The following is a 12,208-nucleotide window of genomic DNA, read 5'->3' on the forward strand; positions in this document are numbered from 1 at the left end:
GCCTACCTTGAGTATGGCTATAAAGCATACTACGACGAAATAGAAAAAAAGGTTGTCATTAGTCACTTTTGGGATGATCGAAAAGAAGAAGATACCGTAATCGGATTAAAAAGCGAAGTGTTTTTAAAAGCACTTGGTAATAAACATTACTCGGACATGACTTTAATTCGCTCTTATGCAATTGAATTACAAGAATCTCCTCTTAAAAAGTTTTTAACACAATTATTTGTTTTATTAGAAGATTTACGTGTTGAGGAAATCGTGAAAAGCTTACGTCCTGGCACAAAACATATTTTTAAGCGCCGAAAAGAAATGTATCGTAATTACTTCGGCTCACAAAATGAAATAAACCGCGTTCGTAATTATCACGGTGATCGTCTATTTTGTTTATGTTATCTTTCATTAACGAGCGATAAATATGAAATGTTCAACAATGAATATTTCGAGCAAATTGAAACGATTTTACACGAAACATTCCAAGCACGTAATACGGAAGATATTATGTACGTCGTTGAAAAAATTCGCTATCGTCTAGAAGGTCTTCTGGAAAATGATATGATCAATAACTATTTCGGACACGCCCCACTCTACTTATCTGTCATTGCAGAAGAAAAAGATGGGCGCGTAGAAGATTTAGCAAATGATGATACTCAAATCGTAGATGATGAGAATAAAAATAAAATTAATGAAAGCTTCTCGACATGGCATCGTGAAAATAAAAATAACGAAAACGAGAACTTTTTACGCTTTGAATTAGAAAGCGGAACAAAAACAAATATGATGGGTGATACTGCTCGTGAATCAGAAGATGGCGATCAAGCACTTGGTTCTGTACAAGGGACTTCTCAAAAAAGTACGCAATCTAACTTTGATGGGGCTGATACAGAAGAAGCAAGAGCTTCCCATGCTTCTAGTCAAAATGAAGGCATATACGGTAAATATAATGTTGGTGCCTCTCATACATTTAAAGAAGCACGCAAGCCAAATCCTGATGATAAAAAAGATTATCAAGCCATTAAATCTGTCGTTAATAAAGATGTAAAAGAGTTAAAGAAAATCATTGAGAAGACGATCGAAAATAAAACAAACGCAAATAGTGATAAATATTACGGAAGACTTCGTAAGAAATTCCTTCGTATTTATACAGAAAAACAGCCGCGCATGTTTTATAAAAAGGGACAAGAATCACAAGAACTTGACGTTGCCTTTCAACTATTAGTCGACTGCTCTGGTTCTATGTATAACAAAATGGAAGAAACGAAGAAAAGTGTTGTTCTATTCCATGAAGCATTAAAATCATTAAAAATTCCACATGCAATTAGTGGATTCTGGGAAGATGCTTCTAGTGCGACACCAGAAGATAAGCCAAACGTAATTCATGAAGTTGTAACATACCAAAACTCAACGCTTCCAAACGTTGGACCAGAAATTATGCAACTTCGCGAAGAAGAAGACAATCGTGACGGTTACATTATCCGCATCGTTTCAGAAAAACTTGCAAAAAGACCAGAAAAACATAAATTCCTACTCGTATTTACAGACGGTGAACCATCTGCTTTAGACTACCAACAAGATGGTATTTTAGACACACATGAAGCTGTTAAACTCGCTCGTAAAAGCGGTATGGAAGTCATCGGTATCTTTATCGAAGAAGGCGAGGCAAAAGAAGCGACATATCAATTGATGAAAAATATTTATAACCATCATTTCTTAGTTGCAAACCACGCTGAAGATCTACGCTTAAAGATTAAGCCGTTATTGAAGAAATTATTGCTGAAGACGATTGAATAGGAAACAGGAGCTGATTTTGCTCCTGTTTTTTAGTTGTAATTTGTCGAACCCTCGATATATGTATATATTTGAAAAAGCGCTGATAAAAGGAAATGAAAAATTCATAGAAATCTTTTTGGGTATATTAAGGAAGAAGTCTACTATCAAATATATTTGAAAGGATGTTTCATTTGTCCCAAAAAAAGGATGAACAATATACGGATGTTACAGCTGCTGAAGCAAGACATCAATATGTCATTCCCGAAGAGTTTCCTGAGGGTCCTTACGGTTCTTCCACTAACAGAAAGTTAGGAAAATCGACTCCTTGGGAGAAAGATCAAAAAGCGCATAAAGCATTTAGCTACGAATATGAAAAACAATATGAAGAAACGGAACAACAATATCCTGAAGCTAGCGCCGAATCAGGAAGTCTAGATACGAATAAGGTAAAGTCTATATAACGAGAAAACTCATTTCTTCCCTAGACTAAGTTTAGGTATGCTGACAAAAAGAACCGATTCAATCGAATCGGTTCCCTTCATTAACTAAGTACTAACTCAGCTGTTAACTTTTTTTTTAACTTGGCCAGCATATCAGCTGTCATTTTATCTAAATCATACTCCGCTTTARAGCCCCACTCTTCTTTCGCTGCTGTTGCATCAATTGAGTTTGGCCAGCTGTTAGCAATGGTTTGACGAGCTGGATCCACAGCATAATCCATTGTAAACGTCGGAATATGCTTGCGAATTGCTGCTGCAATTTGTTCTGGCTCGAAGCTCATTGCGGTAATATTAAAAGCGTTCCGATGTATCAACTTACTTGGATCTGCTTCCATTAATGAAACAATTGCTTGCAGTGCATCTGGCATATACATCATATCCATGTATGTGCCTTCCGCAATGTAAGAGGTGTAAGCACCTTTTTTAATTGCTTCATAATAAATTTCAACTGCATAATCAGTTGTACCGCCCCCTGGAGGAGCTACATAAGAAATTAAACCTGGGAAACGTACACCGCGCGTATCAACGCCAAATTTTTGATGATAATAATCACATAATAATTCTCCTGCTACTTTGTTTACCCCATACATCGTAGTAGGACGCTGGATTGTATCTTGTGGTGTATTATCTTTTGGCGTTGTTGGACCAAATGCACCAATAGAACTTGGCGTGAAAAATTTACAGTCAAGTTCACGTGCCGCTTCTAATGCATTTACAAGTCCACCCATATTTAAATTCCAAGCAAATAGCGGATTTTTTTCTGCAGTCGCTGAAAGTAAAGCTGCTAAATGAATAATTGTATCCACTTCATTCCGTTTCGCAATATCATGTAGTTTCTGACCATCAGTTACATCTAATGTTTCAAATGGACCAGATTTTACAACATCACTATCTGTTTCACGAATATCTGTCGCAATAACGTTTGATGCACCGTATACATCGCGAAGTTTCATTACAAGTTCAGAACCAATTTGCCCTAAAGAACCGGTTACTAGAATTTTTTTCATTTTCCCCACTCCTCATTTGCAAGCTTTCAAAAGATGTAATTGTGTTAAATGATTCCCATTTCTTTTCCCACTTTTTCATACTTACGAATTGCTTCATCAAGCATCTCTTTCGTATGAGCCGCTGTTGGCATGTTACGAACACGACCTGTTCCTTTTGCTACAGTTGGGAACACAATTGATTTTGCGTATACGCCTTCTTCATTTAAACGTTTACTAAACTCTTGTGTTAATACTTCATCGCCAATAATACAAGGTGTAATTGGTGTTTCACTTTCTCCAATGCTAAAGCCTAGCTCTTTTAAMCCTTGTTTTAAATARCGRCCATTTTCCCATAAACGRTCRTGTARYTCTGTRCTTTCCATTARAATTTCAATWGAYCTCATACAAGCMGCYGCATCMGCTGGTGTTAAAGCTGTTGAGAACAAGAATGGACGTGAACGAACTTTTAACCAATCAATTAGGTTTTGCTTCCCTGCTACATATCCTCCAATTACCCCAATTGCTTTTGATAATGTACCAATTTGGAAATCTACCTTATCAGAAAGACCAAAATGTTTTACAGTCCCTGCACCTTGTCCAAGTACGCCTGAACCATGTGCATCATCTACATATGTCATTAAATCTAACTCTTCTGCAATCTCAACGATTTCTGGTAGTTTCGCAACATCACCATCCATTGAGAAAACGCCATCTGTAATAACCATTAATTTATTATAAAGACCGGATTCTTTCGCTTCGATTGCTTTTTTGCGTAAATCTTCCATATCAGAATGTTTATAAACGATAATTTTTGCTTTCGATAAACGGCTACCGTCAATAATAGACGCATGGTTTAATTCATCAGAAAGAATCGCATCATTTTTATCCATAACAGCTGAAATCGCTGCCATATTACAGTTAAATCCTGATTGATATGCAATCGCTGCTTCTGTATGTTTAAACTTTGCAATTGTTTCTTCTAATTTGATATGCAAATCAAGAGTACCATTAATTGTACGAACCGCCCCTGCACCAACACCATATTTATGAATTGCACCAATYGCTGCTTCTTGYARRCGATTRTCWGTYGCTAAWCCAAGATAGTTRTTTGAAGATAAGTTAATATATTCTTTYCCGCCAATTGTAATGATTGGTCCATTTGGACTTTCTAGCGGATCAATTACGTTATAAAGCCCCTTTGCTTTTAAATCCTCTAAATTTTCTTCCAAAAAGTTTGCGAGTGTTTTACTAGACATCGTGAAGCCTCCCTATCGTTCATGTAAGCGGATTATTATCTTAATAATGCTAATAATCCCTCTACTAGCTTAACACGTTTTCGAAATTTATTATAGAAAAATAGCTTGAAGAAAACGCTTACAACTTTTAATTATATAGGATTAAATACAAGAAATCTATGATTTACTTCGATTGTTTGATAGAATAAAAAAAATGTTTTTAGGAGCTGAGAAAATGGCATTTACAGAATCTGAAGTATATAATAACGATTCTTTTTTTGAACAGTACATGAAGCGTAGATATCGAAATGATAATCCAAATGATACAATCGAAAAACCAGCCTTATTGCAGCTCATTGGTGATGTGAAAGAAAAGACAATTCTTGATCTAGGATGTGGTGATGCCCAGTTCGGTGTAGAGTTATTACAAAAAGGTTGCTTATCCTATACCGGTATTGAAGGCTCTCACCTTATGTATACAGAAGCTATAAAACAACTAGAAAATAAAAGTGGAATCGTCCATTTTATAAACCTCAAAGACTATACATACCCCTCTTCTACTTTTGATCTTGTTACATCTAGACTCGCTCTGCACTATATTGAACATCTCGATATTATTTTTCAAAATGTTTATCAAACTTTAAAAAACGACGGCATCTTCACTTTTAGCGTTCAACATCCCGTTATTACCTCTTCATTCGAGAGTTTACAAACTAGCGGTAAGAGAACAAGTTGGCTTATCGACAATTATTTCAAAACTGGAGAGCGTATTGAACCATGGATTGAACAGGATGTCATTAAATATCACCGCACCATCGAACAATATTTTACACTCTTACAACAAGCTGGATTTACAATTACAGATTTACGAGAAGCAACACCAAAACGAAACCATTTTCAAAGCGAAGAAGAATATACACGCCGATTGCGTATTCCTCTTTTTCTCTTGTTTTCTTGTAAAAAATAAAAAAGCGATGAAATTTCATCGCTTTTTTCATTTCACTACCTGCGCTGCTTGTGGAAGTAAACATCTTCCTCTTCCCTGCGGAATACAAAGCGGCGTTCCAAATAACGGATCGGTTATGATTTGACAATCCATCCGAAATACATCACGAACTAATTTACAATCAACAATTTCTTCTGGTTTACCTTGCGCATAAATTTGTTTATCTTGAATGGCTACAATGTTGTCTGCATAGCGGCACGCTAAGTTTAAATCATGTAGTACCATAACGATTGTTCTTTGCTCTGTTTCATTTAATTCAAATAATAAATCTAGCACTTCAATTTGATGTGTCATGTCTAAGTATGTTGTCGGCTCATCTAACAGAATAATATCTGTATCTTGTGCAAGCGTCATAGCAATCCAAGCGCGCTGACGTTGTCCACCTGAAAGAGCATGAACATCACGTTCAGCAAATTCCGTCATACCTGTTGCAGCAAGCGCTTTTTGTACCATTTCCTCATCTTTTTCTGACCATTGCTTCAGCCATGTTTGATATGGGTAACGTCCTTGTTTCACAAGTTGCAGTACAGTAAGTCCTTCTGGAGCTTGAGGTCCTTGTGGTAAAATTGCCATTTGACGAGCAATTTGCTTCGTTTGCATATTTTGAATTGCTTTATCTTCTAATAAAATATCACCCGATGTCGGTTTTAATAAACGAGCAAGTGAACGTAATAAAGTGGATTTTCCGCAGCCGTTAGAACCGATAAAAATCGTAATCTTTCCTTTTGGAATCTCTAAATTCAACTCATTAATTATAGTTGTTTCACCGTAAGACAATGTTAATGATTTAGTCTCTAGTGCTTTTTGCATGTTCATGTTCATCTTCCTTTACCCCGTTTTTTATAGACAGAAAATCATCTATGTATTTTTTTACCTTTATGAATTTCGACTTTTATAAAGTAAATAAATAAAATACGGAGCACCGATTGCTGATGTAAATACACCTGCTGGAACTTCAAGCGGAGCAAAGACTGTGCGCCCAATTAAATCGGCAGCAAGTACTAAAATCGCACCGACAATAGCTGCTACTGGAAGTAATGCACCATATAAAGAACCAACCAATCTTCTTGAAATATGCGGCGCCATTAAACCAACAAATCCGATTCCACCTGCAAAGGCAACCGCTCCCCCAATTAACGCCGTACTTAGGAGTAGCAGGAAAAAACGTGATTTTGTTAAACGAATCCCAAGTCCGGCAGCAATATCATCACCAAGTTCTTGTGCATTTAAATGTCTCGCTGATATAAATGCAACCACTGTTAAGATAAGAACCCAAGGTGCTAACACCCCTACGTTTTGCCAGGAAGATCCGTAAACAGTACCGGTAATCCATACATTTGCTTGGCTCGCTTGATAGATTGGCGCTAACAGCATAAATAATGTTGTCGCTGCCTTTGTCAGTGCCCAAAATCCGACACCTATTAAAACAAGACTAACTGCTGATAATCCATCATTTCTCCATGCGAATAAATATACAAAAAATGCGACGACAGTTGCACCAATAAATGCTGCTAGCGGCATATAATGAATGCTTACTGTTAATGCATTGTTCTTATCACTAAATAAAGCAAGAAATAGTACAACCGCTACACTTGCACCACCTGTAATTCCAATAATATCAGGCGAAGCAAGCGGATTTCGAACGAGTCCTTGTAAAATACAACCTGCTACAGCAAGAGCTATTCCTACAAGAATTGCAATTAGAATACGTGGCATACGAAATTTATTGACAACCATATTTGACATTGCATCACCGTTTCCAATGATTGCTTGCCATACATCATATGGAGCTACTTTCATCTCCCCCATACCCGCACTTGCAAAAAACAAGCCAGTTAAAATGACTAATAAACTGAATAAGACGAGACAAGCTCGTTTATACATTAAAAACGAGAGGCCGTCTTTTCCTATACGAAACGGAATATACTTCTTCATTTGCTAAGCCCTCTCTTACGTGCAATATAAATAAAGAATGGTGCACCAATAAATGCTGTCATAACCCCTACTGGAACTTCTTGTGGCATAATCACATATCTCGCAGCAATATCTGCAAATAATAGTAGAATGGCACCTAGCAAACCACTATATGGAACTCTCCAGCGATGATCTACACCAACAAGAGCTCTTGCGAAATGAGGGGTAATAATTCCAACAAATCCAATTGGTCCTGCAACAGCAACAGATCCACCTGACAATAAAACAATAATAAGTAGTACAAATGCCTTCATCATCACTGTTCGTTGTCCTAGCCCTTTTGCTACATCTTCTCCCATCATTAGCGTATTCACTTTCCCTGCCATTAGGAGAGAGGCAATCCAACCAACTAATAAATATGGAAATACGGATTGTAATACTTCTAACTTTCTGCCTTGTACGGAACCAGCAAGCCAAAACAACACTTCTTCTAACGCTTTTTCATTTAATACAAGCAGTCCCTGTGTTAAAGAAGAGAATAGGGCACTTATCGCTACCCCTGCCAACGTTAACTTAAGAGGAGTTGTCCCTTCTTTTCCTAAAGAACTAGAAGCAAATACAAGTGCTGCAGCAACTGCTGCACCTAAAAAGGCGATCCACGTAAACGCTGACAAAGATGTTATCGAAAAAACAACAATGGCTACAACAATAAAAAAGGCAGCACCTGAGTTTAATCCAATAAAGTCTGGAGCAGCAAGGGGATTCTTTGTTAAAGTTTGCATAAAACAACCAGCGATGGCTAAACTAGCACCAACACTAGCAGCGATAAGCGCACGTGGAAGACGTACGTTTTGAATAATAATATGTTCATTCGAACCATTAAAATGGAAAAAAGCATCGAGTGCTAACTTCCAACTCGTATTTGTATATCCGAAAATAATACTCCCCCAAATACAAGTAATAACTGCAATGATTCCAACAAATAATCCAACCCATTTTGCTTGATTTGTTTTTAATAACATGCAGCGTTTCTCCTTTAATGCATAATGATACGTTATTAGTGTATTGTAACTTAATTCGCATTGTCAATGATAGTGATAATTATTTTCATTTGTAGTAATAATGATTGTAAATTATTACTATTGACAATATATTTATTAAACCGTAATATCAGTTTTGACAATGAAAACCATTCTCAATATGTAGGGGGATACATAATGAATTTCATCAAACAAAAATCGTTTGCGTTATTTGCATTCGTACTATCATTTTCACTCCTTTTAGGTGCATGTAGTAACTCATCTAACAAGGCAGAACCTAAAAAAGAAGAAAAGAAAGAAATGATTACTGTCGAACATGCAATGGGTAAAACAGAAGTTCCTGCTAATCCAAAACGTGTTGTTGTTTTAACAAATGAAGGAACAGAAGCTTTACTTACTCTCGGTGTAAAACCGATCGGTGCTGTACAACCACCAACTAGTGACCAATGGTATCCACATATGAAAGATAAAATGAAAGATGTAAAATCTGTCGGTAACGAAAGTCAAGTTAATATCGAAGCAATTGCTGCTTTAAAACCTGATTTAATTATCGGTAACAAAATGCGTCAAGAAAAAGTGTACGAGCAGCTAAAAGGTATTGCTCCTACTGTTTTCTCAGAAACACTACGCGGTGAATGGAAAGATAACTTTAAATTTTATGCAAAAGCATTGAATAAAGAAAAAGAAGGTCAAAAGGTATTAGCTGATTACGACAAACGTATCAAAGACTTAAATGGAAAGCTTGGGGATAAAGTAAATCAAGAAATTTCTATGGTACGCTTTATGCCTGGTGATGTTCGTATTTATCACGGCGATACATTCTCTGGTGTTATTTTAAAAGAACTTGGCTTCAAACGTCCTGGTGATCAAAACAAARATGAYTTYGCMGAACGTAACGTATCTAAAGAACGCATCCCTGCAATGGATGGCGATATCATCTTCTACTTTACTTACAATCAAGGAAATGAGAAAAAAGGCTCTGAACTTGAGAAAGAATATATAAATGATCCTTTATTCAAAAACTTAAATGCTGTAAAAAACAACAAAGTATATCAAGTTGACGATGTGATTTGGAATACAGCTGGCGGTGTAATGGCAGCAAACTTAATGCTAGATGATATTGAAAAACGATTTGTAAAATAATATTTTTCAAAAACAGCTCCCCTTTCGGGAGCTGTTTTCATTTCGCTCACACAAAAATGTCACATTATTTCATTTTGTATTTTTATTCTCAATATGTTATATTGTAATAGTAAATAAAATATAATTTCTGTATATCGGAATAGTTGTTTTAATCTAAATTTTCTGATTAATCATTATTTTATTTTCTTTTGGAATTCAAATATTACATTTGAAAACGCTTATTATCTAGTTTTCAGGGAAAAATACAATAACGGTCGAAGCTTCAATAGATTATTTTAAAAATTTCCTTTCTATTCCCATATAATTCTATTGACTTCTAAATATTTTGTAAATTAAAATGATTACATAAATATCCGTTATACAGGATTAGGGGGAAGCAAAAATGGATGCAGCTTTAAAATTAAAAAAAGCTGAAGAACAACAATCACCAAAAAAACATCCACCTGGATTATATTTGTTGTTCTTAACAGAAATGTGGGAAAGATTTAGTTACTATGGAATGCGTGGCCTTTTAGTTCTTTATTTAACAACAGCTGCTGTTAGTGGCGGTTTAGGATTTGATAAAGCAGACGCTGTGCAACTTTATGGTACATTTACAATGCTTGTATATTTTACACCAGTTATTGGCGGATGGTTAACTGACCACTTTATCCCAAGACGTCTTGCAATTACTCTTGGTGGTATTATTATGGCAATTGGTAACTTTGTTCTATTTTCAATGAATACAACAACTGGACTTTATTTAGGATTAGGATTATTAGTTATTGGTAATGGATTCTTCAAACCAAATATCTCTACTCTATTAGGTGAATTATACGGTGAAAATGATTCACGTCGTGACAGTGCTTTTACAATTTTCTATATGGGTATCAACGTAGGGGCTTTCTTTGCACCACTTATTTGCGGTTTCCTAGCAGAAGATTTCTTTAAAACAAGCGTTGATGGCGTTATGGTTATGGGTTATAAATATGGATTCTTAGCTGCTTGTATCGGTATGATTATCGGTCAGATTTTCTTTAACCTATTAGCTCCTCGTTACCTTGGTAAAGCAGGAACAACAGTTATAGGTAAAAAATCAAAAGACAAAAATGCAAAAGTAATTGAGAAAAAACCTTTAACAAAACAAGAAAAGAACCGTACTTGGGCAATCGTTATTTTAACTTGCTTCGTTGTCTTCTTCTGGGCAGGCTTTGAACAAGCAGGTAGTTCTTTTACTCTTTATACAGATAAGTTTGTTGATCGCACTATTTTCGGATGGGAAATTCCAACATCTTGGTTCCAATCTGTTAACCCAGCATTTATCGTTTTATTAGCACCATTTGTATCTGCATTATGGGTTAAGTTATCTAAAACTAAACGCGGCGATTTAAAGGTTCCAACAAAAATGGCACTTGGGATGATTTTATTAGGAGTCGGTTATCTTGCATTAACATTAGCAGTTCTAAAAACAGGAAGTGACGAAGCTCATATTACAGCAAAGGCTAACTTACTGTTTATTGTTATCACATATATGTTCCATACAATAGGTGAATTGTTCCTATCACCTATCGGTCTATCAATGGTAAGTAACATTGCACCTGTAAAATTAGCTTCTTTATTAATGGGTGTATGGTTAGCTGGTAGTGGATTTGCTAATAAGCTATCCGGGATGTTAGCAGCTTACACACAATCTTTAGGTTATTTAGAAGTATTCGCAAGTATTGGTATTATCGTAATTGTACTTGGGTTAGTACTTCTTATGTTCTCTAAAAAAATTGCACATATGATGGAATAAAAAAAGCGGAGAAAATTCTCCGCTTTTTTTTATTCCTCTTCTAGCGCTGTAACATCTACTTGTACTGTTTCATTTGGTGTTTTCACATCATATACATTTGCAATCCCACGTCCCTCATCACAACTTTCAATCCAAACCGGTACACCATGATAAGTTACATCGATTCTACTCGAAGATGATAAAATTTGTTTTACGCGCTTTACATCCATCCTTCATTCCTCCTTTTACTTATTACACTCTTATTTATCTTCTCATTTCTCTTTGAAATATATTCCGTGAAGACTCTCGTCACTTCTCTCCTTCAGATCTTGAAGTGGAGTTTTCACACCTATTTTTAAATAAAAAAGACGTGCATCTCTGCACATCTTTTTCCATAATATTCAAATTTTATGAAAATAGCGTCTTTACAACTTCACTTACTTTCTCATTATGCACTTGATAATATACTTCTAATCCACGTCTTTCAAAACGAACAACTTTATTCTGCTTTAATTTCGTTAAATGCTGTGAAACAGTAGATTGCGGAATTTCTAATACTTCCTGCAATTGTGTTACGTTACAAGTTCCACGCCCCATAAGCTCCATTACAAGGCGAAGACGGAGCGGGTGAGCTAACGCTCGTAGCATTTGTACATCCTCTTCTGAAATACGACAATCAAATTGATTTTGATTCATAAAGTTCCCCTCATTTTTTCATTTTTATTTTCACTTTATTTATTTTTATATATTTGTTTTTATATTTCCTGTTACGACACAACTTTATCAACCTAAAATAAAAAAATTTTTTCCTCCTTTTATCAACATACAATTAAGGGCAGAAACCCCTGCTGATTTTGAATA

Annotated in this window: 12 protein-coding genes; 5 read left to right on the forward strand and 7 right to left on the reverse strand. The window is 35.7% G+C overall.

Features of this window, described 5'->3' with window-relative positions; all coding sequences use genetic code 11:
* Together AC1DIT_RS02280 and AC1DIT_RS02285 are read left to right on the forward strand one after the other, a co-directional pair.
* A partial coding sequence (locus tag AC1DIT_RS02280; protein ID WP_476998037.1) for a vWA domain-containing protein occupies positions 1 to 1,791 on the forward strand: 1,791 nt, incomplete at its 5' end.
* 161 nt (positions 1,792 to 1,952) lie between these two features.
* Positions 1,953 to 2,231 carry a hypothetical protein gene (locus AC1DIT_RS02285; RefSeq protein ID WP_033670998.1) on the forward strand — a complete coding sequence of 93 codons (279 nt, stop codon included), beginning with the start codon at positions 1,953 to 1,955 and terminating at the stop codon, positions 2,229 to 2,231.
* Between the two features lie 80 nt (positions 2,232 to 2,311).
* Here AC1DIT_RS02285 and AC1DIT_RS02290 read toward each other — a convergent pair whose 3' ends face one another.
* Positions 2,312 to 3,286 (reverse strand): L-threonine 3-dehydrogenase, encoded by a 975-nt coding sequence (locus tag AC1DIT_RS02290; protein ID WP_476998038.1) that lies wholly within the window; start codon positions 3,284 to 3,286, stop codon positions 2,312 to 2,314.
* Between the two features lie 35 nt (positions 3,287 to 3,321).
* A complete protein-coding gene (locus AC1DIT_RS02295; protein WP_016132540.1) occupies positions 3,322 to 4,512 on the reverse strand; it encodes a glycine C-acetyltransferase in 1,191 nt (396 codons plus the stop codon).
* Positions 4,513 to 4,726: 214 nt separating this feature from the next.
* Here AC1DIT_RS02295 and AC1DIT_RS02300 point away from each other — a divergent pair, with 214 nt between their 5' ends.
* Positions 4,727 to 5,458 (forward strand): class I SAM-dependent DNA methyltransferase, encoded by a 732-nt coding sequence (locus AC1DIT_RS02300; protein ID WP_016113088.1) that lies wholly within the window; start codon positions 4,727 to 4,729, stop codon positions 5,456 to 5,458.
* A gap of 27 nt (positions 5,459 to 5,485) precedes the next feature.
* Here AC1DIT_RS02300 and AC1DIT_RS02305 read toward each other — a convergent pair whose 3' ends face one another.
* The 3 genes from AC1DIT_RS02305 to AC1DIT_RS02315 are packed head-to-tail and all read right to left on the reverse strand — an operon-like array spanning position 5,486 to position 8,433.
* A complete protein-coding gene (locus tag AC1DIT_RS02305; protein WP_016113087.1) occupies positions 5,486 to 6,313 on the reverse strand; it encodes an ABC transporter ATP-binding protein in 828 nt (275 codons plus the stop codon).
* 60 nt (positions 6,314 to 6,373) lie between these two features.
* Positions 6,374 to 7,432, reverse strand: a complete 1,059-nt coding sequence (locus AC1DIT_RS02310; RefSeq protein WP_016113086.1) for a FecCD family ABC transporter permease — start codon at positions 7,430 to 7,432, stop codon at positions 6,374 to 6,376.
* The gene (locus AC1DIT_RS02315; RefSeq protein ID WP_016113085.1) at positions 7,429 to 8,433 is read right to left on the reverse strand and encodes a FecCD family ABC transporter permease; all 1,005 of its coding nucleotides are present in this window, start codon (positions 8,431 to 8,433) and stop codon (positions 7,429 to 7,431) included. Before AC1DIT_RS02315 ends, AC1DIT_RS02310 begins: the two co-directional genes overlap by 4 nt.
* 195 nt (positions 8,434 to 8,628) lie before the next feature.
* Here AC1DIT_RS02315 and AC1DIT_RS02320 point away from each other — a divergent pair, with 195 nt between their 5' ends.
* Together AC1DIT_RS02320 and AC1DIT_RS02325 are read left to right on the forward strand one after the other, a co-directional pair.
* Positions 8,629 to 9,594 carry an ABC transporter substrate-binding protein gene (locus tag AC1DIT_RS02320; protein ID WP_476998039.1) on the forward strand — a complete coding sequence of 322 codons (966 nt, stop codon included), beginning with the start codon at positions 8,629 to 8,631 and terminating at the stop codon, positions 9,592 to 9,594.
* A 382-nt stretch (positions 9,595 to 9,976) separates the two neighbouring features.
* Positions 9,977 to 11,368 (forward strand): peptide MFS transporter, encoded by a 1,392-nt coding sequence (locus AC1DIT_RS02325; protein WP_016113083.1) that lies wholly within the window; start codon positions 9,977 to 9,979, stop codon positions 11,366 to 11,368.
* Between the two features lie 29 nt (positions 11,369 to 11,397).
* On the opposite strand, the gene AC1DIT_RS02330 is transcribed toward AC1DIT_RS02325, so the two are convergent.
* Both AC1DIT_RS02330 and AC1DIT_RS02335 read right to left on the reverse strand, forming a co-directional pair.
* Positions 11,398 to 11,577, reverse strand: coding sequence for an acid-soluble spore protein H (locus tag AC1DIT_RS02330; protein WP_016113082.1), 180 nt, complete (start codon positions 11,575 to 11,577; stop codon positions 11,398 to 11,400).
* A gap of 178 nt (positions 11,578 to 11,755) precedes the next feature.
* Positions 11,756 to 12,043 carry an ArsR/SmtB family transcription factor gene (locus AC1DIT_RS02335; RefSeq protein ID WP_003195107.1) on the reverse strand — a complete coding sequence of 96 codons (288 nt, stop codon included), beginning with the start codon at positions 12,041 to 12,043 and terminating at the stop codon, positions 11,756 to 11,758.
* Positions 12,044 to 12,208: the final 165 nt, after the last annotated feature.

It is taken from the genome of Bacillus sp. 05T22 (genome assembly GCF_056396765.1).